This is a genomic window from Bradyrhizobium sp. Pa8 (genome assembly GCF_052588265.1).
In genome coordinates this window covers 2,861,212-2,883,631 of record NZ_CP176767.1, presented here as the reverse complement: position 1 = coordinate 2,883,631, position 22,420 = coordinate 2,861,212, and the positions used below count along the sequence as shown (strand labels likewise).

General features: G+C 63.8%; 18 protein-coding genes. 8 read left to right on the top strand and 10 right to left on the bottom strand.

All coding sequences use genetic code 11. The features are described from left to right. The first annotated feature begins 79 nt into the window (after window positions 1–79). Entirely contained in the window at window positions 80–1,198 is a 1,119-nt protein-coding gene (locus ACKWRH_RS13075; RefSeq protein WP_445220870.1) for an SMP-30/gluconolactonase/LRE family protein, read from the top strand. A gap of 131 nt (window positions 1,199–1,329) precedes the next feature. Here the strand turns inward: ACKWRH_RS13075 and ppc are convergent, their stop codons facing one another. Next, window positions 1,330–4,128 carry a phosphoenolpyruvate carboxylase gene (ppc, locus tag ACKWRH_RS13070; protein WP_445220869.1) on the bottom strand — a complete coding sequence of 933 codons (2,799 nt, stop codon included), beginning with the start codon at window positions 4,126–4,128 and terminating at the stop codon, window positions 1,330–1,332. Between the two features lie 455 nt (window positions 4,129–4,583). Here ppc and ACKWRH_RS13065 point away from each other — a divergent pair, with 455 nt between their 5' ends. Continuing rightward, window positions 4,584–5,051 carry a hypothetical protein gene (locus ACKWRH_RS13065; protein ID WP_445220868.1) on the top strand — a complete coding sequence of 156 codons (468 nt, stop codon included), beginning with the start codon at window positions 4,584–4,586 and terminating at the stop codon, window positions 5,049–5,051. Between the two features lie 91 nt (window positions 5,052–5,142). On the opposite strand, the gene ACKWRH_RS13060 is transcribed toward ACKWRH_RS13065, so the two are convergent. The 4 genes from ACKWRH_RS13060 to ACKWRH_RS13045 all read right to left on the bottom strand — a co-directional run bounded on the left by ACKWRH_RS13060 (window position 5,143) and on the right by ACKWRH_RS13045 (window position 10,365). Continuing rightward, a complete protein-coding gene (locus ACKWRH_RS13060; RefSeq protein ID WP_445220867.1) occupies window positions 5,143–6,933 on the bottom strand; it encodes a vanadium-dependent haloperoxidase in 1,791 nt (596 codons plus the stop codon). Between the two features lie 400 nt (window positions 6,934–7,333). Then, complete coding sequence (locus tag ACKWRH_RS13055; RefSeq protein WP_445220866.1) at window positions 7,334–7,738, bottom strand: YccF domain-containing protein; 405 nt, start codon at window positions 7,736–7,738, stop codon at window positions 7,334–7,336. A gap of 116 nt (window positions 7,739–7,854) precedes the next feature. Then, window positions 7,855–9,399, bottom strand: coding sequence for an acyl-CoA synthetase (locus tag ACKWRH_RS13050; RefSeq protein WP_445220865.1), 1,545 nt, complete (start codon window positions 9,397–9,399; stop codon window positions 7,855–7,857). A gap of 156 nt (window positions 9,400–9,555) precedes the next feature. Further along, window positions 9,556–10,365: a crotonase/enoyl-CoA hydratase family protein gene (locus ACKWRH_RS13045; protein ID WP_445220864.1), complete on the bottom strand. Its 810-nt coding sequence runs from the start codon at window positions 10,363–10,365 to the stop codon at window positions 9,556–9,558. A gap of 105 nt (window positions 10,366–10,470) precedes the next feature. Here ACKWRH_RS13045 and ACKWRH_RS13040 point away from each other — a divergent pair, with 105 nt between their 5' ends. Together ACKWRH_RS13040 and ACKWRH_RS13035 are read left to right on the top strand one after the other, a co-directional pair. Then, window positions 10,471–11,343 carry an SDR family oxidoreductase gene (locus ACKWRH_RS13040; RefSeq protein ID WP_445220863.1) on the top strand — a complete coding sequence of 291 codons (873 nt, stop codon included), beginning with the start codon at window positions 10,471–10,473 and terminating at the stop codon, window positions 11,341–11,343. A gap of 288 nt (window positions 11,344–11,631) precedes the next feature. Beyond that, window positions 11,632–13,212, top strand: coding sequence for a fatty acid--CoA ligase (locus ACKWRH_RS13035; protein ID WP_445220862.1), 1,581 nt, complete (start codon window positions 11,632–11,634; stop codon window positions 13,210–13,212). Between the two features lie 166 nt (window positions 13,213–13,378). Here ACKWRH_RS13035 and ACKWRH_RS13030 read toward each other — a convergent pair whose 3' ends face one another. Continuing rightward, the gene (locus ACKWRH_RS13030) at window positions 13,379–14,653 is read right to left on the bottom strand and encodes an acyl-CoA dehydrogenase family protein (RefSeq protein ID WP_445220861.1); all 1,275 of its coding nucleotides are present in this window, start codon (window positions 14,651–14,653) and stop codon (window positions 13,379–13,381) included. A 211-nt stretch (window positions 14,654–14,864) separates the two neighbouring features. Between ACKWRH_RS13030 and ACKWRH_RS13025 the strand changes: the two genes are divergently transcribed. After that, on the top strand, window positions 14,865–15,644 hold the full coding sequence (locus tag ACKWRH_RS13025) for an enoyl-CoA hydratase-related protein (RefSeq protein ID WP_445220860.1): 780 nt from the start codon (window positions 14,865–14,867) through the stop codon (window positions 15,642–15,644). Between the two features lie 116 nt (window positions 15,645–15,760). On the opposite strand, the gene ACKWRH_RS13020 is transcribed toward ACKWRH_RS13025, so the two are convergent. The 3 genes from ACKWRH_RS13020 to ACKWRH_RS13010 are packed head-to-tail and all read right to left on the bottom strand — an operon-like array spanning window position 15,761 to window position 17,910. After that, window positions 15,761–16,135 carry a DUF6285 domain-containing protein gene (locus tag ACKWRH_RS13020; protein WP_445220859.1) on the bottom strand — a complete coding sequence of 125 codons (375 nt, stop codon included), beginning with the start codon at window positions 16,133–16,135 and terminating at the stop codon, window positions 15,761–15,763. A gap of 3 nt (window positions 16,136–16,138) precedes the next feature. Further along, window positions 16,139–17,125 carry a phosphotransferase family protein gene (locus tag ACKWRH_RS13015; protein WP_445220858.1) on the bottom strand — a complete coding sequence of 329 codons (987 nt, stop codon included), beginning with the start codon at window positions 17,123–17,125 and terminating at the stop codon, window positions 16,139–16,141. Continuing rightward, on the bottom strand, window positions 17,122–17,910 hold the full coding sequence (locus ACKWRH_RS13010) for an enoyl-CoA hydratase/isomerase (RefSeq protein ID WP_445220857.1): 789 nt from the start codon (window positions 17,908–17,910) through the stop codon (window positions 17,122–17,124). The genes ACKWRH_RS13015 and ACKWRH_RS13010 overlap by 4 nt, the downstream gene beginning before the upstream one ends. Before the next feature lie 191 nt (window positions 17,911–18,101). Between ACKWRH_RS13010 and ACKWRH_RS13005 the strand changes: the two genes are divergently transcribed. After that, window positions 18,102–18,881, top strand: a complete 780-nt coding sequence (locus ACKWRH_RS13005) for an SDR family NAD(P)-dependent oxidoreductase (RefSeq protein WP_445220856.1) — start codon at window positions 18,102–18,104, stop codon at window positions 18,879–18,881. A gap of 132 nt (window positions 18,882–19,013) precedes the next feature. Then, window positions 19,014–19,391, top strand: a complete 378-nt coding sequence (locus ACKWRH_RS13000; protein ID WP_445220855.1) for a VOC family protein — start codon at window positions 19,014–19,016, stop codon at window positions 19,389–19,391. 115 nt (window positions 19,392–19,506) lie between these two features. Here ACKWRH_RS13000 and ACKWRH_RS12995 read toward each other — a convergent pair whose 3' ends face one another. Then, entirely contained in the window at window positions 19,507–20,691 is a 1,185-nt protein-coding gene (locus ACKWRH_RS12995; protein WP_445220854.1) for a sensor histidine kinase, read from the bottom strand. 408 nt (window positions 20,692–21,099) lie between these two features. On the opposite strand from ACKWRH_RS12995, the gene ACKWRH_RS12990 reads away from it, so the two are divergent. Further along, window positions 21,100–22,374 carry an acyl-CoA dehydrogenase family protein gene (locus ACKWRH_RS12990; RefSeq protein ID WP_445220853.1) on the top strand — a complete coding sequence of 425 codons (1,275 nt, stop codon included), beginning with the start codon at window positions 21,100–21,102 and terminating at the stop codon, window positions 22,372–22,374. Window positions 22,375–22,420 lie beyond the last annotated feature (46 nt).

Genomic DNA, 22,420 nt, shown 5'->3' with positions numbered 1-22,420 from the left:
GCCTGGTCCGGAGATCGCCCCGCTTTACGCCCGATTGCGGGCGAATGGTGTCCTCCCAACAAAACTTTGGGAGGAAACCATGACAAGAACACTGACCAACTCTGACGACACGACTGCAAGCGAGCGTGGCGGTCTCGGCCGCCGCACTCTCCTCAAGGGCACGGCAACCCTGGCCGCATCGGCCCTGCTCGCCTCGCGCAGCGAGGCCCGCGACTTCGGCGCCAGCGCCGAGCCGCAGCGCTATCCCGACCCCGACATCGTCGTCATCGATCCCAAGCGCTTCAAGGCCAAGGTCGGCAACACCGCGATCAAGCGGCTCTACACCGGCTGCCTGTGGGCGGAAGGTCCGGCATGGAATGCGCAGGGGCAATATCTCGTCTGGAGCGACATCCCGGCCAACCGACAGCTTCGCTATCTCGACGACGACGGCCATATCTCCGAGCAGTTCCACAAGCCGTCGAACGAAGCCAACGGCAACTCGTTCGACACCGAAGGACGCCAGCTCAGCGCCGAGCGCACCCGCCTCGTCCGTCACGAGCACGACGGTTCGGTCACGACACTGGCCGAACAGGCGGGTGGCAAGCCGCTCAACGGCCCGAACGACATGGTGGTGCACCCCAACGACAAGGCGATCTGGTTCACCGATCCCGGCTACGGCGCGATCAGCATCTACGAAGGCAAGCTTGCCAATACCGGCTCGCTGCAGCCCTATCAGAAGGAAGCTGTCTATCGGCTGGACACGCAAACAGGGCAGGTTTCAAAGGTCGCTGACGAGCCGTTCAAACCCAACGGCATCGCTTTCTCTCACGACTACAAAAAACCTTATGTCTGCGACACCGGCATCACGCACTACCCTGAGGCCAAGAACGTGGTGTGGTCCTACGACATCGACGGGCCGAAACTGTCGAACCCGAAGAAGCTGATCGACATGACGCTCGACGGCAAGTCAGGCTTCCCGGACGGCCTGCGCGTCGACACCGAGGGCAACATCTGGGTCGGTGCCGGCTGGGTCGGCCCCGGCTATGACGGCGTGCAGGTGTTCTCAGGCGCCGACGGCGCACGCATCGGGCAGATTCTGTTGCCCGAGACCTGCGCCAATGTCTGCTTCGGCGGCAAGAAGCGCAACCGCCTGTTCATGACCGCGAGCCAGTCGCTGTATGCGGTCTATGTGGAGACGCAAGGAGCGCATTTCTGTTGAGGGCCCTGCTCCCTCCACGCGTCATGGCCGGGCCTGACCCGGCCATTCACGCCTTGACGCGTAGTACGAAGAACGTGGATGCCCGGGACAAACCCGGGCATGACGACTGAGTGTGGAGCAACAGTGTCGCCCTACCCCGTATTCCTCAACCCCGCCGAGATGCCGTTGATGGTCAGCTGAATCCCGCGCAGCACCTGCTCGTCCGGGTTCTGTGCGCGATGCTCTTTCAGCAATTCAACCTGCACGTGGTTGAGCGGATCGAGATAGGGGAAGCGGTGGCGTACCGAGCGCTCCAGCAGCGGGTTGCCTTGCAGCAGCCGGTCCTGGCCCATGATATCGAGCAGCGTCTCGATGCAGGAATGCCATTCGCGGCGGATGCGGCTGAAGATCTTTTCGCGCAAGGCTTCGTCCGGCACGAGCTCGGCATAGCGCGAGGCGATCGCGATCGAGCTTTTGGCCAGCACCATGTCCATGTTCGACAGCAGCATGCGGAAGAACGGCCATTCCCTGTAGAGCTCTTTCAGGAACGGCATGCCCTTGTCGGGATGCTCCGCGATCCACTGCTCGACCGCGCTGCCAAAGCCATACCAGCCCGGCAGCATCAGGCGGCACTGCGCCCAGGAGAACACCCAGGGAATGGCGCGCAGATCCTCGATCGCGCGGGTCTTCTTGCGCGAGGCCGGGCGGCTGCCGATGTTCAGCGTGGCGATCTCGTTGATGACGGTGGACGCCCAGAAATAATCGACAAAACCGTCGGTCTCGTAGACGAGGCCGCGATAGGCCTTGAAAGCCAAATTTGAAAGCTCGTCCATCGCAGTGAGATATTCGCGGCGCGGCGCGCTCTGGCGCGGATGCAACAGGCTCGCCTCCAGCGTCGCGGCGGCGAGGATCTCCAGATTGTTGCGGCCGACTTCGGCGTTGGAATATTTCGACGAGATGATCTCGCCCTGCTCGGTGATGCGGATCTGCCCGTTCACCGCGCCGCCGGGCTGCGCGATGATGGCGTCATAGCTCGGACCGCCGCCGCGGCCGACCGAGCCGCCGCGGCCGTGGAACAGGCGCAGGCGCACGCCGTGGCGCTCGAACACGTCGACGAGGCCGATTTCGGCCTTGTAGAGCTCCCAACCCGAGGTGACGAAGCCGCCGTCCTTGTTCGAGTCGGAATAGCCGAGCATGACCTCCTGCACGCTGCCGCGGCTGTCGACGAGGCGGCGGTAATCGTGCAGCGACAGCATGCGATCCATGATGCCGCTGGAGGCCTGCAAATCCTCGATGGTCTCGAACAGCGGCACGATGTTGATGGCGCTGCGCCCGGAGGGATGGACGAGGCCGACCTCCTTGAGCAGCACGGCCACTTCGAGCATGTCGGACATGCCCTTGCACATCGAGATGATACATTGGGGAATCGCGTCCGAGCCGAACTTCGCATGCGCCTCCGCGGCGGAATGGAAGACGTTGAGCTCGCCCATGGTCTCGTCGCTGTATTTGACGAATGGCGAGACCAGCGAGCGCGTGCTGCGCAATTCGTTGGTGAGCAGCGAGATGCGCGCGTCCTCGCCGAGCGCGAGATAGGACATGCCGGGGTTCGCGGCATCCATCAGCTCGGCGATGGTACGTTCGTGCACGGCAGAATTCTGGCGGATGTCGAGCCGCGCCAGGTGGAAGCCGAAGCAATCCACCGCCCGCCGCAGCAGCCGCAGCCGGCCGCGGGCGATGACGCGGGCATTGTTGGAGATCAGCGAACGGTGCAGCACGTCGAGATCAGCCTGCAGCTCCTTGACGGTCTCGTAAGGCCTGCCCTTGCCGACCGGCCGGCGCGTGATCTCGACCTCGAGCTTTTCGGCCGTCGCCGTCAGGCGCGCATAGATGCCGGAGACCGCGAGACGATAAGGCTCGCCGCTCCGGTGCGGCGAAGTGTCGGGCGAGCGTTCCGCCAGCGTCCGCAGCTCCTCGGAGACGTCGGCGAGGTGCGCCGCGATCGACAGCTCCGAGCCGAGCACATGCAGCTCGTTGAGATAGAATTGCATCACCCGGCTCGACTGCAGCCGCAGCGTCCCGCGCATCACGTCGGCGGTGACGAAGGGATTGCCGTCGCGGTCGCCGCCGATCCAGCTGCCCATGCGCAGGAACGAGGCGAGCTCGCTGGCAGCCGCCCCGCCAGCCTCCTCCAGCCGGTCTTCGAGCACGTTGACCAGCCGCGGCACTTCGCGCAGGAAGGTGTAATCGTAGAACGACAGGCCGTTGGCGACCTCGTCGAGCACCGTGAGCTTGGTCCGGCGCAAGAGATTGGTCTGCCACAGCGTCAGCACCTCGCGGCGGAGCTGTTCGTCGCTGGCAGCGGCCTCGTCCGCGGTCAGCGCAACGCGCTCGCGGCGGTCCAGCAATGCCGCGACCTCCATCTCGCGATCCATGGTGCTCTTGCGACGGACCTCGGTCGGATGCGCGGTCAGGACCGGGCTGACGAGCGCGGTCTTGAAGAAGTTGCGCAGCACATCGGAGCTGATCCCGGCGTCCCTGGCATGGGCCAGCGTCTCCGCCAGCACGCCGGAGCCAGAGCTCTGGGCGGCACTGCGGGCACGCATCTGGCGAATGTTGTTCTGATCCTCGGCGATGTTGGCGAGGTGGGAGAAATAGCTGAAGGCGCGGACGATCCGCACCGTCTCCGAGGTCGACATGCTGTCGAGGATCTGCTCGAGCTCGCGGCGGGCGAGCCGGTCCTCGTCGCGGTGGAACCGGATCGAGGTCTGGCGGATACGCTCGACCAGGTCGAACAATTCCGCACCTTCCTGGTCGCGCACGGTGTCGCCCAGGATGCGTCCGAGCAGGCGGATGTCGTCACGCAGCCGCGCATCTGCCTCCAGCGCCTGGGCGTCCTCAGCGCGGTTAGGGCGATGCTCAGTGGTGTCGGATGGTATGGTCTGGAGGGACATGGCTCGCTCCCCTTTTAGAGCTCCCTACGGCTCTCCGGTCCGGAGGAGTGTGCGATATTTTTCTACCGCAGTGCAAGATGAACTTGGTGGCGGCGCGGCAACATCGCTGACCGTGGCACGATGGCTCTCGCAGAGCGGCACACACACGTCCTCGGTCTCGCGGCGCAGGCGCCCGAATCTTTGCTGTCCGTTCACCCTCATCGAGAAGAGAGGGCGCAGGGTAGGCCGGGCGCCGGCTGGCACCCAAGGTCCGCACGCGAGAAACGCACGCGGGGTGACCGAGTACGGTCTGCTCGCGGAACGACGTGAGCGGCGGCATTCTCGGTACGTCTGGGGAGCATCACCGACGTTAACGCTATCCGCAAATGATTTGTCGTGGGTTCGGCAGCCGCCGACAAGTTGCCTCATTGGCGCAGAGAATTTTCAGCGGCACTAACCTAGGTTAGAGGCGCATTATGCTGAGAATGGCGTTGTTGGGCCTCCTTATCCTGTTGAGTGTAGGAGTGCTGTCAGCAATGGAGCTGAGAGCTCCACCGCGTCGCGCAGTCGCGATCGTCCAGCCGCTTGCCGAGCAAAACGCCGGCATTTCTGCGTCACATGACGCCCTGGCGAAGGCCGATCGCCTCGAAGTTGTCGCAGCGAGCAGCGAGATGCCGATACAGGCTGCTTCGGTCGAAGACCGTGTTGCTCCGCCAGAAGACATTCGTATCGGTTCGTCCGAGCCGAAGCCGATCGTCCGTCATCGGCACAATCCGAAGAAGATCGCGACCGTTGAACATCCCAAGCCGAAGCCGAAGGCAACCGTTGTCAAGCGAACTGCCGATTTCCAGCGTTCAAAGGCCGCCAGCGATACCGAGCCCTGCCGGCTCAAGGCGTTTGGTGGCTTGCGCAAGGCATTGAATTTGACCGGTTGCGAAATCTGAGGACGCACTCGTGAAACCAAAACCTCGCTTGCCTCGGATAGGGCCATGACGCGGGCGGCGCCCCACGGCAGGGGGCGTCGCCCGACTGCTGTCAGATCGTCACGCGGCTGCCGTCGAAGCGCGTGAAGGAGAAGCCGTCGAAAGGTTCGCGGAGGGTCATGCGCTCGTCCCGCAGCATGCCGATACCCACTTCTTCGCCGATCGCCATTGAGGCCGAAGCGTCGGAACGCCAGTGGATGCCCGCCCAATTCCGTCCGAAACCGAAATTCACCGCGAGTTTGTTCAGCTCTCCACCAACCGTGAGCGGCGGGCCGTTATAGGGCACAAGCTTCGTCGGGTCGGCCGGATCGGGCTGCACCGGGTTGGCGATGACACGGCTCTCGTCGAAAAACGCCTTCAAGATGGTAGCCGTGACGGCACCAACGCTCGTGGCGCCGCCGGGATAGGTGGAGTGGAAGGGTGCGGCCTCCGGATAGGTTTGTGACAATAGGTAGGTGCCGTATTTGGCTTTACTGCGATCGAGGGCTTCCGATTTCAGGAAGCTATCATGCAGCGGGTAGTCGCTCACGCCATTGGCGAGGCGATGGTGCGCCAGACCGCCATAGGCTTCCGGTCGCACCGCCCGGTGCACGAAATACTTCTGCCAGTAGGCTGCGCGGACGGAGTTACTGATCCCCGTGGCGAGGAGTGCCTGCACATATTGCAACCCGAAGGTGCCCCCCGCAGGTTGCTGTGTCTTCGATTTCCGGTACGGGTTCGATGGGTAGGACGCGGGCTCCGTCGGTGGATACATGCCGGTATAACGCGGGTCCGCTCCACCGCCGGGGGTTCCAAGGATCAGTGCTGCCGCCCACCCAAGTGCAGGACCAGTGTGGATATACTCCGCAAGATCTCGTCCTGTCGTGATGTATCGCGGTGTCGCGTCGAACTGTATCCGCCGTTTCGGTGTGGCGCCGTTCTGGGTTGCCAGCCACTCTTCGTATTCGGTCTGGAATTCGCTTGTCGGCAACGCGGTGCGAATTTGGGCGCTGATCCACTGTGAGGCATAGGGCACGTCCCGCAGCAGGAATTGCGAGATCAGCGGTCCGTCCAGAACGCCTGGAGGCGTGACGGAGCGGCCCTTCGGGTCCGCCGGGTCGAAATAAAGCGCATTGGCACGGAACAGCGTACCGGGTGTGACTTGCCCACCAGACTTCGGCCCCCGGAAATCGGCAAGCTTGTTGATCTCCTCGGTTGCCGCAAGCACGTCGCGATTGGAGGTGTCGTCGCGCAACTCGGTCAGCGGAACGTCACGAAGCAGGGATTGCCAATAGACCTCGACCGCCTCGCCGCCGCGCTCCGCGCTTGCGAGGGCTGGTGCCGGCGGTATCGCAATCTGCGTGGGGTTTATGCCGCTGAGACTGACAGCTAGCGTGCCGACGGGATTGACCAGTTTGCGCGTGCCGCCGAGCGGGATCTTTTCAAAATCAGCGGGATCGGCCGATTGGCAAGCGGCATGGAGCGCCTGCCATGCCACTTGTTCCACTTCGCCGCGCTGGTCGTGCGGCAGGCCGCGGGAATCGGAACCGACCTTATTGGTGTAGCGCGCCTCATCGCCATTCGTCGGGTGGGGCGCGATGGGAATTTTCTCGATGTTGCCCGCGCAGACCCCTCGGACTTCGAAGGTGCGTCGCTTGAACGCCGCGTCGAGGGGGCGCGGGTCCGCGCTCACAGGCTGCGCCGCTGCCGTAGCAATCCCGAGCATATTCGGTGGAGCCGCGAGCACGGCTGCGCCAGCCGCTATGCCGGCGCTGCCGAGCAGCGAGCGGCGAGTGACCGTGGCGGCCCGCGGGGCCGGCGATGCTAGGTACGATTCAGTCGAAATGTTGGGGTGGTCAGCCATGGAGATTCTCCTCCCTCGCGTGCACCGCTCTGGGGGCCGCGCTTTCAGGACTCAAATGGCATTCGGCCGTGCTTACGCGCACCCGCGCTGGAATGCGAATGCTGAAGGACCGGCGAAAAAGGAAGTCGGTGATTTGAGTGTAATGCTTGCCGATGGCACGACTGCTGTCCGTTCAGTCCCGCGAGGAATTCGGCATTTTCCCGCCTGTGACGACAGCTATTCAAAGAGTACACGATCTCGTGCGTCCTGAAAAGACGCCCGATCTTTGGACGACTTCCGCTAACGGGTCGCAAGCTGCCAATTAGGATCAAGTGCGGCAACGGGTCACAAGCCGCCAATCAGGATCAAGCGCAGCAACGTCCACTTTATCCCCGGAAGCTGAAGCCTGCGAACCGAGAGCCTAGGCCGGCACGATCACCTTGCCGATCGGCCAGAGCGCGATGCCGGCGAGCTTCAGATGGGCCCAGGCGAAGGGGATGCCGATGATGGTGATGGCGAGAACCAGCGCGGTCAAGGCGTGGCCAAGCGCCAGCCACCCACCGGCGAGCACGAACCAGATGATGTTGCCGATCACCCCGAGCGGGCCGGTGCCGATGTCGCTCGTGCCGGTGACCTCGTAGCGGTTGACCGCTCTCGAGCCGAACGGCAGCAGCGTGTAGACGGCGATGTTGAACGCCGCCCGCGCCCAGGGCAGGCCGATGATCGTGATGGCCATGATGACGGCGGCAACGAGCCAGCCGAACGCCATCCAGGCACCACCGATGAGAATCCAGAGCAGGTTGAGCAGGATGGAAACGGGAGCCATGGGATGATCCGGAGGTCAACGATCCCGCTTATATAGCACGAGCTGCGAGGTCATGGTCCACAGACCTGCCTGGTTGTAGCCCGGATTGCGCTGCGCTCCATCCGGGCTACAAGGCTTCAGATATTCCGCCCCGCCTGCTCCCAATAGGGATCGCGCAGGCGACGTTTGAAGATCTTTCCGGAGTCTTCGCGCGGCAGGCTCGTGCGAATCTCGATGTGCTTGGGCACTTTGTAGTCGGCGAGCGAGCCCTTGAGCCGGGTGCGGATATTGCCGGCATCGAGCGTGACACCCGGTTGCGGCTCGACCACCGCCATCAGCGCCTCGCCGAACTCGGCGTCGGGGATGCCGAACACGGCGCAATCATGCACGCCGGGCACGGCATGGAGCACGGATTCGATCTCGGCCGGATAGATGTTGACGCCGCCTGAGATCACCATATCGCGCTTGCGGTCGCAGATGAAGACGTAGCCGTCCTCGTCGATGTAGCCGACGTCGCCGGAGGTGATGAAACCGTCGCAGTCGATCTCGGCGCGCTTCTCCGGCTTGTTGTGATAGGTGAAGTCAGCCATCCCCGCCATGCGGGAATAGATCTCGCCGATCTCGCCCACGGGGAGCACGCTGCCGTCATCGCCGATGAAGCGCAGTTCGGCGCCGGGCGAAATCTTGCCGACGGTGCCGGGCCTCTTGAGCGCATCCTCAGAGGTCGCGAAGGTGACGGCGCTGGATTCAGTCGAGCCGTAGAACTCGTAGATCACCGGCCCCCACCATTCGATCATGGCGCGCTTGACGTCGGCCGGACATGGCGCGGCGGCATGGATGATGTGGCGCAGCGATGAGACGTCGTATTTCCTGCGCACCGCCTCCGGCAGCTTCATCAGGCGGATGAACATGGTCGGCACCATGAAGATGGTGACGATCTTGTATCGTTCGATCAGGCCCAGAAATTCTTCGGCCTCGAAGCGCGGCATCAGCACCAGCGCGCCGCCGAGTTTTCCGGCGCGGATGCCGAACGAGTTCGGCGCGGAGTGATAGAGCGGGCCCGGCAGGATCGCGCGCGCGCCGGGCTTGAGCCCATAGATCATCGCCCGCATGCGCTCGCCGGCCGCCGCCTGTTCCGGCGTGGGCGCATTGCGCCGCACGCCCTTGGGGTGGCCGGTCGTCCCTGACGTGTAGATCATGTTCATGGGCTGCGGCACGATTGGGCCATCATAGGGCTGGAACTGTGCCAGCCATGACTCGAAATCGATCGCGAAATCCGGTGTGTTCAGGTGATCAGGATCGATCTTGTAGCTGGACAGGATCTCCGGCGGGGTCGGCACGCTGAGCACGGTGACACCCTTCGGAATGGCATCACGCAAGGCATGCAGCATGTCGGCATGCCCGATCAGCACGGACGTGCCGGTATCCCCGAGGATGTAGTTGATCTCCTCCGGCTTGAAGTGCCAGTTGATCGGCACGCCATAGGCACCTAACCGCATCGCGGCGTAGGCGGCTTCGAGGAAAGCGATGTCGTTGCGCATCAGCATGCAGACGCAATCGCCTTGCTTGACGCCGATTTTGGCGAGGCCGCTCGCGATGCGATCGGCGCGGTTGGCGACTTCGGCGTGGGTACGGCGGCGCTCGCCGGAGACGATGCCGAGGAACTCTGACGTTTCGCTCATTTTTGTTTTCCGATCTTTCGTCGGGTTTGAGATCTCAGTCACAACCACGGTCGTCATTCCGGGATGCGCCGAAGGCGCAGGCCCGGAATCCATATTCCCGATCGTGGTTATGGATTCCGGGCTCGATGCTTCGCATCGCCCCGGAATGACGGAATATCAATCCGCATACTTCGCCGCGCGCTTCTCCAGATTGGAGCGCACCGCTTCGGTCTGGTTCGCACTGCCGATCAGCTTCTGCTGCTCGACGGATTCGGCGAGCAGCGCCGGGCCGGGGTCGACAGAGAGATTGTTGAGCAGGCGCTTTGCGGCGCGGATCGCATCGGGGCTCTTGCCGGCGATCTCGCGCGCGACTTCGAGAGCCGTAGCGCGCGGATCGTCGCAGATGCGCGTCGCGAGGCCGTAGCTCATCGCCTCCTGTGCGGAGAAGATGCGGCCGGTGTAGGTGAGATCGCGCAGGATGTCGTCGCGCACGAGCGAGGCCAGGATCGGCGTGCCCGCCATGTCGGGCACGAGGCCCCATTTGATCTCCATCACCGACATCCGCGCATCGGTCGAGAGGAACCGCATGTCGGCACCGAGCGAGAGCTGGAAGCCGCCGCCGAAAGCGACGCCGTGCACGGCCGCGATCACGGGAACCGGAAGCTGGCGCCATCCCCACACCGCCTGTTGCGGAAAGTTCGCCTGGCCATGCGTGCGCTTGGTGAGATCGCGATTTTCGCCACCCGGAATTCCGTTGCCGCCGCTCTCCTTCATGGCGGCAAAACGCCCCATGTCGAGGCCGGCGCAGAACGCGCGGCCCTCGCCGGACAGCACGACGACGCGCACGCCTTTTTCCTTCGAAAGCCGGTCGGTTGCGGCAACAAGGGCCTCGAACATCGCCTGATCGAGCGCGTTCATCTTGTCGGCGCGCACCAGGCGCACGTCGGCGACGCCTTCCGAGATCGAGACCGAGACGCGCTCTTCCATGGATGAATTCTCCCCTGTTCTTGTTCAGTGCCGCTTTACAGGAAGCCGGCGGCCGGATTTAGTCAATCGACCAATTAACTGACAATCCCTACGGGGGAAACACCCATGTTCAAGGAAAATCTTCTGGCCGGCCGGTGCATTCTCGTGACCGGCGGCGGCACCGGGCTCGGCAAGTCGATGGCAGCGCGCTTCCTCCAGCTTGGAGCAGAGGTGCACATCTGCGGCCGGCGCAAGATTGTGTGCGACGAGACCGCGACCGAACTGATGGACCTGCATGGTGGCCGCGTCACCAGCCACGGCGTCGACATCCGCAACGCGCTCGCGGTCGAGGAGATGGTCGAGACCATCTTTCGTGAAGCTCCCCTCACCGACCTCATCAACAACGCGGCCGGCAATTTCATCTCGCGCAGCGAAGAACTGTCGCCGCGCGGTTTCGATGCCGTCGCCAACATCGTCATGCACGGCACGTTCTATGTCACCCATGCGGTCGGCAAGCGCTGGATCGCCTTGAAGCAGCCCGGCAATGTCGTTTCCATCACCACGACCTGGGTGCGCAACGGCTCGCCTTACGTGGTGCCGTCCGCGATGAGCAAGTCGGCGATCCACGCCATGACGATGTCGCTCGCGACCGAATGGGGCTGCTACGGCATCCGCCTCAACACCATCGCGCCGGGCGAGATCCCGACCGAGGGCATGAGCAAGCGCATCAAGCCCGGCGACGAGGCCGGCGCCCGCACCAAGGCGATGAACCCGATGGGCCGCGTCGGCACCATGGAGGAATTGCAGAACCTCGCGGTGTTCCTGATCTCCGGCGGCTGCGACTGGATCAGCGGCGAGACCATCGCGATGGACGGCGCGCAGGCGCTGGCAATGGGCGGCAATTTCTACCAGCTCCGCGACTGGGGCGACGACGACTGGAAAACCGCGCGCGAGAGCATCATGGCGCAGAACGAGAAGGATCGGGCCAAGCGGGGGTGATGTCGCCTTGCGAGGGAAGACGTGTGAGGGGCTGAGGCTTTCATCCCGCCCTCCCCTGTCGTCCCCGCGAAGGCGGGGACCCATAACCACAAGGAGAAGTTTGACGCGAGACCGGTCACTCCGAGTCTTCGTCGAACTTCTCCTTGTGGTTATGGGTCCCGGCTCTGCGCTCCGCTTGTCCGGGACGACAGCGTGGCTTTCCCATACAGCGGAGCCTCTCCCATCTTGTCTTCACCCGCGGATGACGCCACACTCCCGGGCATAAAAACAAGACGCCACGGGAGAGACATGTCCACCACACAGCCATTGGCGAATCTCGCCGACATGGTGCGCGAGCGCGCGACCAGCCGCGGCAATGCCACCGCCTACGAGTTCGAGGGCCGCGTCACCAGCTTTGCCGAGTTCGACGTCAAGACCAACAAGGTCGCCAACGCGCTGATCGCGATGGGCGTGAAGAAGGACGATCGCATCGCCTATCTCGGCAAGAACAGCGACCTCTATTTCGAGCTGCTGATGGGCGCGATGAAGGCGGGTGTGGTGATGGCGCCGGTGAACTGGCGTCTCGCCGGGCCCGAGGTCGCGTTCATCGTTGCGGATTGCAACGCGCCGGTGCTGTTCGTCGGGCCGGAGTTCATCGCGCAGGTCCGCCAGATCAAGGACCAGCTGCCTGGCGTGCGCACTGTCATCACCACCGAAGGCGGCGCGCCGGAATGGCAGGATTTTACGGCCTGGCGCGATGCGCAGAGCGGCGATGATCCCAGGATGCCGATCGACACCAGGGACATCGCGATCCAGCTCTATACGTCGGGCACCACAGGCAAGCCCAAGGGCGCGATGCTGTCGCATGCGAACTTCCTCAACCTCGTGCAAACAGGCAATGCCGCGGACAAGCCGGAGTGGAACCGGTGGTCCACCGACGACGTGTCGCTGGTGGCGATGCCGATCTTCCACATCGGCGGCTCCGGCTGGGGCGTGATGGGGCTCTACCACGGCGCCCGCGGCGTGATCGCGCGCGAGTTCGATCCGACCAAGGTTCTGGATTTCTTCGAGCAGTCGGGCATCACCAAGCTGTTCATGGTGCCGGCCGCGATGCAGTTCGTGGTGCGGCAGCCGCGCGCGAAGACGGTCGATTTCTCGCGACTGAAATACATGCTGTATGGCGCCTCGCCGATTCCGGCGGCGCTGCTGAAGGAATGCATTGAGGTCTTCAAATGCGGCTTCGTGCAGATGTACGGCATGACCGAGACGACAGGCACCATCGTCGCGCTGCCGCCGGAGGACCACGTCGAGGGCCTCGAGCGGATGCGCTCGGCCGGCAAGGCGCTGCCGGGCGTCGAGATCGCGATCCTGGATGCGGACGGCAAACCACTGCCGCCGCGCGAGGTCGGCGAGATCGCGACGCGCTCGGGCTCCAACATGGCCGGCTACTGGAATCTGCCGGAGGCGACTGCAGCGACGCTGCGCGGCGATGGCTGGCTGCGCACCGGTGACGCCGGCTACATGGACGAGGACGGCTACCTCTACATCCATGACCGCATCAAGGACATGATCATCTCCGGCGGCGAGAACATCTACCCGGCAGAGGTCGAGAGCGCGCTGTGCGATCATCCCGATGTCGCGGAAGCCGCCGTGATCGGCGTGCCCGACGACAAATGGGGCGAAGCCGTGAAGGCCGTCGTGGTGATGAAGCCCGGCAAGCAAGCGACCGCCACCGACATCATCAACTTCACCCGCGAACGCATTGCCGGGTTCAAGACACCGAAAAGCGTGGAGTTCTTGCCGGCGCTGCCGCGCAATCCGTCAGGCAAGATCTTGCGGCGGCAGCTGAGGGAGCCGTATTGGGCGGGGAAGGATAGAAGGGTGAATTGATCACCGCTGTCGTCCCGGGGCGCGCGCAGCGCGAGCCCGGGACCCATAACCACAGCGAGGAGTTTGGCGAAGACTCTTGGTTACCATCTCACCCCAAACCACTCCCTGGGGTTATGGGTCCCCGCCTTCGCGGGGACGACTCGGAGAGAGATATGTGCGCAGCGCCTCAGTGCTTCCCCGGCCCCATATACCCGAACAGGAATCCCGCCACCTTGCGCATCTGGATCTCCTCGCTGCCCTCCGTGATGCGATAGCGCCGGTGGTGGCGGTAGATGTGCTCGAACGGCTTGTGGCGTGAATAGCCCATGCCGCCGTGGACCTGCATGGCACGGTCGGCGGATTCGCAGCAGAGGCGGTTTGCCCAGTAGTTGCACATGGAGACGCGGTCGGAGAGCGTGCGCTCGATCTGCTCCTCGTTGAGCTGGTCCATCTCCCACGCCGTCTTGCGGATCAGGAGGCGCAGCATCTCGGCTTGCGTCGCAAGCTCCACCAGCGGGAACTGGATCGCCTGGTTCTCGGCGAGCGCCCTGCCGAACGGTTTTCGCTCGCGCGCGTATTTGACGCTCTCGTTGATGCAGTAGACGGCAGCGCCGAGCGAGCTTGCCGCCTGGCGGATGCGGTTCTGGTGGACAAAGCACTGCGCCAGCGACAGGCCGCGGCCGACTTCGCCGAACAGCGCATCCTCCGGCACGAACACGTCCGTAAAGCTGACGCGGGGATGGTCCGTCGGCATGTTGAAAGTCCACATATATTCTTCGACCTTCACGCCATGGCTCTTGGCCGGCACCAGGAAGCAGGTGATGCCGCGGGCATCGCCGTCATTGCCCGAGGTGCGCGCGAACAGCGCGCAATGCGTGGCGACGTGCATGCCGGTCGTCCACATCTTCTCGCCGTTGATGATCCAGCCCTTGACGTTGTCGCGGGTCGCCGGCACCGCGCGCGTCTCCATGTGGGTCGCGTCCGAGCCGTGATGCGGCTCGGTCAAACCAAAGGTGATGCGGTACTTGCCCTTGATCGAGCCGTCGATCATCGCCTTCTGGTCGTCGCGGCCGTAGCGATCGAGCATGGTGACAACGGGAAAATTGCCGACGATGGAGTGCTCGTTCTGGAGATCGTTGTGCAGGCCGAGACCCTTGGCGGCAAAGTGCTCGCGGATCACGGCCATCCAGAGGTTGGAGCCGTCCTTGCCGCCATATTGCTTCGGCACCGGAAAGCGCAGATGGCCGGCGGCGTCCGCGAGATCCTTGGCCTTGCGCAGCAGCGCTTCCCATTCATGGCGCGGCAGGCCGCCATTGTCGAAATCGGTGCGCGCCCATTCGCGGCGATGGTCGAAGAAGCGGATGTTGTCATCGGCTCGTTCGAGCGGCTTGATCTCGCGTTCGATGAAACGATCGAGCTCTCCGAGATAGGCGACGAGATCGGCAGGCAATGAGAAATCCACGGCTCTCTCCGGAGTAGTTTTGTCGTTTTGCGTTAAGGCGCTAGGCGCATTTTTGCTTCGCACGATTAAGGTGAGAAGTGCGCGCGCAAGTCAAGCAAGGCAAGACGTGTGACAGGCGCAAGGCGCGTCCGCGCAATTCGATGGTGTCGCGGCACTGACGCGCGCTAGTATGACGCCAATATTCCTTCACGAGAAAATGCGGGAGCGCGCGATGGATCTGAAATTCTCAAAGGTGGAACGCAATGGGCCGATCACGATCATCACGCTGTCGCGGCCCGAGGTCTACAACGCGCTGCACATCGATGCGCATTTCGAGCTCAACAAGGTGTTCGACGATTTCTCCGCCGATCCGGAGCAGTGGGTCGCGGTCGTCACCGGCGCCGGCGACAAGGCGTTCTGCGCCGGCAACGATCTGAAGTGGCAGGCGGCGGGCGGCAAGCGCGGCTGGGACAAGGGCGGCTTTGCCGGCCTCACCTCGCGCTTCGATTGCGACAAGCCGATCATCGCCGCGGTCAACGGCGTCGCCATGGGCGGCGGCTTCGAGATCGCGCTCGCCTGCGACCTGATCATCGCGTCGGAGAACGCGACCTTCGCCCTGCCCGAGCCGCGCGTCGGCCTCGCCGCACTCGCCGGCGGCCTGCACCGGCTGCCGCGCCAGATCGGACTCAAGCGCGCCATGGGCATGATCCTCACCGCGCGCCATGTCAGCGCCAAGGAGGGCCATGAGCTCGGCTTCGTCAACGAGGTGGTGCCGCAGGGCGAAGCGCTGACGGCCGCGTTACGCTGGGCGGAGATGATCACCAAGAACTCGCCGATGTCGATCCGGGCCTCGAAGCAGACCATCCAGAAGGGGCTTGCCGTGTCACTGGAACAGGCGATCGAGGAGCAGCGGGAATATCCGGCGGTGAAGGCGATGGTGGCCTCGCAGGATTATATCGAGGGCCCGAAGGCGTTCTCGGAGAAGCGGCCGCCGAAATGGGTGGGGAAGTAAAAGACCCCTCTGCTCGTCATTGCGAGCGCAGCGAAGCAATCCAGACTGCCTCTGCGGAAACAGTCTGGATTGCTTCGTCGCAAGGGCTCCTCGCAATGACGGGGATGAAGTGTCGCCTAGTCCCGTCCCAGCTCCCGCTTGTATGATGCGTAATTCGGCTGATCCACCGCTAGCTTGTCCATCGTGGTCGCCCACAGATGCTCGGCGAGGCCAGGCGTTGCGAGGTCGACCTCGCCATTGGCGATGCGCTCGGCGAGCGCCCGGTTGAGATCGGCGATCGAGCCGTCCATGCCGAGCAGCGCGCGCAGCCGCTCGACCTCCTTCGCATCGCCCCCCTCCTCCTGCGTCAGCTGCCGCGTCACGAGGTCGAGGATGTTGACGGCCACGCGCAGCTTGAAGGCCTGGTGGCCCGAGATCAGCGGCGCGATGTCGTTGCGGAGGAAATCGGCGACCGCCTTGGTCAGCTCGGTCGGTGTCGGTTCATCCTGCATGTCTCACCTCCCGCGCGGCGCGAGCAGCCGCAAGAGATCAATTTCGGTTTCCGAAGCGCGGCGGCCGATCATGGCACGTTCCATCGAATGATCCGGCCCCTCGCGGAACCGCTGCATCATGCCGCCGCACATGATGCCCCAGCGCAGCGTGCCCATCACTTCCCAGAATTTGACGCGCACGGGATCGCATTTGCGGCCCGCGGCCTCATAGCCGGCGAACAATTCCTCGCGTGTGCCAAAACCGCCGACGGGCTTGTCGATCTCGCCAAAGCGCCAGGAGTTGACGCAGACCCAGCCGAGATCCTCCATGGGATCGCCGAGATGGGCGAGCTCCCAGTCGAGCACGGCGCGGACGCCGTCGGCGCCGATGATGAGATTGCCGTTGCGGAAATCGCCGTGCACCAGCGTCACTTCGGCCGAGGGGCCGGGATCATGGTCGCGCAGCCAGCGCAGCGCCAGCTCGAACACGGGCTTTGGCCAGGTCAGGCTGCGATAGTCGCGCTCGAACTCAGAGATCTCCTGGGTCGCGGACCGGCTGCGCAGCTCGGGCAGCTTGTCCTGCGGCAGCCTGTGCAGCCCGGCGAGCACGCCGCCGATCTGCCGTGCGAGACGCGGCCGCGCCGCCGCGTACTCATCATCGCGAAGAATCTTGCGGGCGATGGTCTCGCCCTCGACCCGCTGCATGATGAAGCCCGTGCCGAGATCCTCGTCGGGCGCCAACACATGCATCACGCGTGGCGACGGCACGCCCGCCTCATAGGCAAGCTGCATCAACTGCGCTTCGGCGGCGAGGCCCGCCGCGCGCGTCGGAGCTGCGCCATACCCCTTTGGCGAGCGGCGCAGGATCGCGCCGATCGGCCCATCGGGATGCTCGATGTCGAAACGCCAGGTTTCCTGGCTGGCGCCGCCGGACAGTTTTGCCGCGCCGGTGACGCCGGTCGCCCCTTCGCACCAGCGCGCGACGCTGCGGGAGAGCTCGGCCTCGATCATTTGCCTTTGAACTGCGCCGGGCGCTTCTCCAGGAACGCGCCAACGCCTTCACGGAAATCGTCCGTGTCGCCGGCACGCAGCTGGCACTGGAATTCGAGATTGAGCTGATCCTCAAACGAATTTTCGGGGCTGTCCCAGTAGAGCTTGCGGATCAGCGACAGCGCGACGGTCGGGCCGCTGGCGAGATCGCGCGCAAGCTTCATCGCCTCCTCCATCAGCACGCCGTCGTCATAGACGCGGTTGACGAGGCCCCATTCCAGCGCCTTCTCGGCCGGCAGCCGCTCGCCCATCAGCGACAATTCGATCGAGCGCGCCCGGCCGACGAGACGCGGCAGCAGCCAGGTCGAGCCGCAATCCGGCACGAGGCCGATGCGGCGGAACGCTTGAAGAAAGTAAGAGGACCGCGCGCACAAAATCATGTCGCCGAGCAGCGCGAAGCTCATGCCGGCGCCGGCGGCCGGGCCGTTGACCGCGGTCACGATCGGGCAATGCAGATTGCGGATGCGGCGCAGGAAGGGATGAAAGCCCGTCTCGAGCGTCAGGCCCGCCTTGGTCTTCTTCGACTGGTTGTTGCGCCCTTGCAGATTCGCGCCGGTGCAGAACGCCCGCCCCGCGCCGGTCAGCACCACGCAGCGCACCTCGCTCTTCTTCTCCTCGATCGCGTCGAGCGCATCGGAGAGGCCGCCCAGCATGTCCATGGAGACCGCGTTCATCACCTCCTGATGGTCGAGCCGGAGGATCGCGACCGAGCCATCGAAATCGAGCGTGACGTGTTTGAACTGCATGGTTTCCTCGTCAGTTGTCGTCTGCGATGTTTCGCAGACCGGAATTCGTTTTGCCGGGGCGCATATTTGATTTTTGTCGCGGCCTTGTCCATGGTGGTCCGAACATACCTTGTCGTCGTATCGCACAATCTTGCGCGCACAGGCTGGCGCGCGCAGCCCTAAGAAACCTTGCCAAAAACAGGAGACGCGCCATGAACCTTTTCGACCTCACGGGCCGCGCCGCCGTGATCACCGGCGGCAATGGCGGTATCGGGCTCGGCATCGCGCAGGCGCTCGCCGGCCAGGGCTGCAACGTCTCGATCTGGGGCCGCAATCCTGACAAGAACAAGGCTGCTGCCGCGAGCATGACGGGCCTCTCCGGCAAGGTCGACACCCGCGTCTGCGACGTCACCGATCCGGCTTCGGTCGATGCCGCGATGAAGGCCACGCTCGACATTTTCGGCCGGGTCGACGGCTGCTTCGCCAATGCCGGAATCGGCGGCGGCGGCCGGCGCTCCTTCATCGAGCGCACCGAGGAAGAGTGGCGCACGATGTTTGCGACCAATCTGGACGGCGTGTTCCACGCGTTCCAGGCCGCCGCAAAACATATGACCGAGCGCGCCAATGCCGGCGATCCCTTCGGCCGGCTGGTCGCGACATCGAGCCTCGCCTCGATCTTCGGCACTGCGCGCAATGAGCATTATGCCGCGACCAAGGCCGCGATCAACGCGCTGGTGCGCGCGCTCGGCGTCGAGCTGGCGCGTCACGGCGTCACCGCGAATGCGATCCTGCCCGGCTGGATCAAGAGCGACATGACCGCGGGCATCATGGCCAACGAGAAGTTCGTGGCCAATGTGATGCCTCGCATTCCGGTGCGGCGCTTCGGCGAGGCCAGCGATTTCGGCGGCATCGCCGTGTATCTGATGAGCAAGGCGTCGTCGTATCACACCGCGGATACGTTCGTGATCGACGGCGGCTATACGGCGTTTTGATTTCTTGTAGGTTGGGCAAAGGCGCATCTGCGCCGTACCCAGCATAAGCATTTTTAGATGTCGTGGTGGGCACGCTGCGCTTTGCCCACCCTACGGCTTCTCGTCTTGTGAGCGCAGAAGGGGAATGGGCAAATGTTCTCGCACATCATGATCGGCACCAACGACCTCGACAAGGCCAAGGCCTTTTACGACAACCTTCTCAGTACTCTCGAAGTGCGTCCGGCCAGGGTCGACGGCCATCGCATCTTCTACATCACCAAGACCGGCGTGTTCTCGGTGACGAAGCCGATCAACGGCGAGGCCGCCACGTGTGCGAATGGCGGCACCATCGGCTTTGCCGCCAACTCGCCTGAGCAAGTCGACAAGTGGCACGCCGCCGGTATCGCCGCCGGCGGAACGCCGATCGAGAATCCGCCCGGCATCCGCGAGGGCGCAGGGAACAAGCTCTACATCGCTTATTTGCGCGATCTCGACGGCAACAAGCTTTGCGCGATGCACCGGATGGCATGAGCCGAGCGCTCACTTCACCGACATGGCCTGGCATAGCCGTCCAAAGGACGGCGTCGCTTCCGCTCGCCAATGTCCCGGCCATCCACGTGCACATTGCTTTCCCCTGGTCCGGTGCTCACGAGGCATCACTCGGCTCAGGCGCGGCTCGCGGCACGATCATCCGGATTCGTGTCCCCTCGCCCGGCTCGCTTTCGAGATTGATACGACCGCCCAACCGATTGACGACGATGTTGTGGACGATGTGCAGGCCGAGGCCGACCCTGCCTTCACTGCGACGCGTCGTGAAGAACGGATTGAAGGCCTGCCGGCGCAGGTCCTCGCTCATTCCGCAGCCATTGTCGGAAACGGCAATCTCGACATCGTCCCGGCCGCGCGCGCAAATCTCGATGTTGATGCTTCCGCTCTTGCCATGCGGAAATGCGTGCACCGCCGCATTTTCGAGCAGGTTGGTCAGCGCCTGCGCGCATGGACCGGGATAGCTGTTTATTGCCAGACCGGGTTGGCATTCGACATTAAGCGCCAGATTGTTCTTTCGTAATTCCGGCTGCAGGCCCGCGGCGACCTGTTGAGTGAGCTCCCCCGGATCGAAGCTGCGGCGCTCAAGATAATCTTGATCGACTGCAACCTGCTTGAACGACTGGATCAATTCCGCTGCGCGGGCGAGATTGTCGGCCAGATGCGACGACGCGGTCTGAACCACTGCGACGAACTCATTCAGGCTCGATCGCTTCAGCCCGCCTCGCGCGACTTCCGCCGCAAACTTTGCCGTCTTTCGTTCCAGCGCAGAGGTGACGGTCAGGCTGGTCCCGATGGGACTGTTGATCTCGTGTGCCACGCCTGCCACCAACCGTCCGAGAGCCGCGAGCTTTTCCGCCTCCACCAGTGAATCCTGAGCCTCCTTCAGGCGTTGCAACGCCGCCTCGGCCGCGTCGCGGGCACTGCGGAGCTCCCGTTCGCCGCGCTTGCGTTCGGTGATCTCCTCCGCCGCCACGTTAACGCCGACGATGTTGCCGTTCGGTCCGCGCTGCGGATGCCAGTGGGTGATCCAGCAGCGTTCGTCGTTGTAGCCGGGACGTTGGCCATAGACCTCGATCCCGGTGACAGGGTCGCCGGTCTCCATGATCGACCGAACGATGCCCTCGACGGCGGACGCCAACCCCGGCACGCAATCCCGCACCGTGCGCCCGAGGTGGTCTTCGACCGAGATGCCGCAGATCTCGGTGAGCCGCTGGTTGATCTGCAAATAGCGGCAATCGGGTGAGAGATAAGCAAGTCCGATCGGCGCCGTGTCGTAGATCAACTGCAGCGCCGGCTGTTTTGGAAACTGCACTTCGCGTACAACGGAAGAACTCATGTGCTCTCTCCCTCCGCGCGAACAGGAGGTTAGCCTGTTACGGCGCGGCGCAAAAGTCCCAATAGGCTCCGGGAGTAGGCTGAATCAGTCTGGAACCAACGGAAGGCCATGGGTCCGGCGGCGCGCCCTGTCATCCAACCCGCATTGTCAGATCGCAAGAGGCCTGCTGGAGATCAGCGAGAAGACGGGTAGACCGACTATCGCCCTCGCGATGCCGATCCGGCTCAAACAGTGTTTGAAACGCTGCCGCGATATTCCACGATATGGCATGGACGCGTGAAAAATACGCGCTCGCGCTTTGGCACTGCCACGTCTATTCTTGACGGCAACGCGCGATTTGAAATGGGAGAAACAATGAAACACGCCTACATACCCCGCACCACCAACTACACCCTCAATCCCGGCGACGAGCTCAACGATCTCCGCATGTCGGACCAGGTCCGGCCGCTCTACGATCACGTCAGGAAATTCATCCGCGACACCGTCGAGCCGATGTCGATCGAGTTCGCCAAGGCCGGCGAAGGCAAAGAGGATCGCTGGAGCTTCACCCCGAAGCAGCTCGAGGTGCTCGAGGTCGCCAAGAACAAGGCGAAGAAGGAAGGCCTCTGGAACTTCTTCCTGCCCGACGACGAGACCGGCCAGGGCCTGAAGAATCTCGACTACGCCTATATCGCCTCCGAACTCGGCAAGAGCCCGCTGGCCTCCGAGTCGATGAACTGCTCGGCGCCGGACACCGGCAACATGGAAGTGCTGGAGCGCGTCGGCACCAAGGAGCAGAAGGAGAAGTGGCTGAAGCCGCTGATGAACGGCGAGATCCGCTCGGCCTATGTCATGACCGAGCCGAACGTCGCCTCCTCCGACGCCAAGAACATTTCGACGACCGCAAAGATCGTCGGCGACGAATGGGTCATCAACGGCGAGAAATACTACATCTCCGGCGTCGGCGATCCGCGCTGCAAGATCCTCATCGTGATGGTGAAGACCAATCCGGATGCTGCGCCGAGCAAGCAGCAGTCGCAGATCCTGGTGCCGCGCGATACGCCAGGCGTCGAGGTGCTCGGGCCCATGTACGTGTTCGGCCAGGACCACGCCCCGCGCGGCCACATGCACATGCGCTTCAACAACGTCCGTGTGCCCAAGGAGAACATGCTGCTCGGCGAAGGCCGGGGCTTCGAGATCTCGCAGCTCCGCCTCGGCCCGGGCCGCATCCATCACTGCATGCGCACGATCGGCAAGGCCGAGAAGGCGCTTGATCTGATGGTGCAGCGTGGCCTCACCCGCGAGGCCTTCGGCAAGAAAATCGCCCATCTCGGCGGCAACATGCAGATCATCGCGCAGGCGCGCTGCGAGATCGAGGCGATGCGGCTGATGGTGCTGAAAGCCGCCAAGGCCATGGACGTGCTCGGCAACAAGGAAGCCCGCGTCTGGGTCTCCATGGTCAAGGCCATGGTGCCGGAGCGCGCCTGCAAGATCATCGACCAGTCGATCCAGATGCACGGCGCCACCGGCATCTCGCACTGGACCCCGCTTGCCGAGATGTACCAGGACGTCCGCCATCTGCGCTTCGCGGATGGTCCGGACGAGGTGCACTGGATGGTGGTGGGACGCCACGAGCTGAGCATGGCGTGATCCACGAGATGCCGTAGGGTGGGCAAAGGCGCGTTCTTCGCGCGCC

Excerpts from the sequence above, each read along its gene's own strand:
- ACKWRH_RS13035 (WP_445220862.1), top strand. The coding sequence starts at position 11,632 with ATGTCCACCACACAGCCATTGGCGAATCTCGCCGACATGGTGCGCGAG.
- ACKWRH_RS12990 (WP_445220853.1), top strand. The coding sequence starts at position 21,100 with ATGAAACACGCCTACATACCCCGCACCACCAACTACACCCTCAATCCC.
- ppc (WP_445220869.1), bottom strand. The coding sequence starts at position 4,128 with ATGTCCCTCCAGACCATACCATCCGACACCACTGAGCATCGCCCTAAC.
- ACKWRH_RS13050 (WP_445220865.1), bottom strand. The coding sequence starts at position 9,399 with ATGAGCGAAACGTCAGAGTTCCTCGGCATCGTCTCCGGCGAGCGCCGC.
- ACKWRH_RS13065 (WP_445220868.1), top strand. The coding sequence starts at position 4,584 with ATGCTGAGAATGGCGTTGTTGGGCCTCCTTATCCTGTTGAGTGTAGGA.
- ACKWRH_RS13010 (WP_445220857.1), bottom strand. The coding sequence starts at position 17,910 with ATGCAGTTCAAACACGTCACGCTCGATTTCGATGGCTCGGTCGCGATC.
- ACKWRH_RS13055 (WP_445220866.1), bottom strand. The coding sequence starts at position 7,738 with ATGGCTCCCGTTTCCATCCTGCTCAACCTGCTCTGGATTCTCATCGGT.
- ACKWRH_RS13040 (WP_445220863.1), top strand. The coding sequence starts at position 10,471 with ATGTTCAAGGAAAATCTTCTGGCCGGCCGGTGCATTCTCGTGACCGGC.
- ACKWRH_RS13045 (WP_445220864.1), bottom strand. The coding sequence starts at position 10,365 with ATGGAAGAGCGCGTCTCGGTCTCGATCTCGGAAGGCGTCGCCGACGTG.
- ACKWRH_RS13025 (WP_445220860.1), top strand. The coding sequence starts at position 14,865 with ATGGATCTGAAATTCTCAAAGGTGGAACGCAATGGGCCGATCACGATC.
- ACKWRH_RS13005 (WP_445220856.1), top strand. The coding sequence starts at position 18,102 with ATGAACCTTTTCGACCTCACGGGCCGCGCCGCCGTGATCACCGGCGGC.
- ACKWRH_RS13020 (WP_445220859.1), bottom strand. The coding sequence starts at position 16,135 with ATGCAGGATGAACCGACACCGACCGAGCTGACCAAGGCGGTCGCCGAT.
- ACKWRH_RS13015 (WP_445220858.1), bottom strand. The coding sequence starts at position 17,125 with ATGATCGAGGCCGAGCTCTCCCGCAGCGTCGCGCGCTGGTGCGAAGGG.
- ACKWRH_RS13060 (WP_445220867.1), bottom strand. The coding sequence starts at position 6,933 with ATGGCTGACCACCCCAACATTTCGACTGAATCGTACCTAGCATCGCCG.
- ACKWRH_RS13075 (WP_445220870.1), top strand. The coding sequence starts at position 80 with ATGACAAGAACACTGACCAACTCTGACGACACGACTGCAAGCGAGCGT.
- ACKWRH_RS13000 (WP_445220855.1), top strand. The coding sequence starts at position 19,014 with ATGTTCTCGCACATCATGATCGGCACCAACGACCTCGACAAGGCCAAG.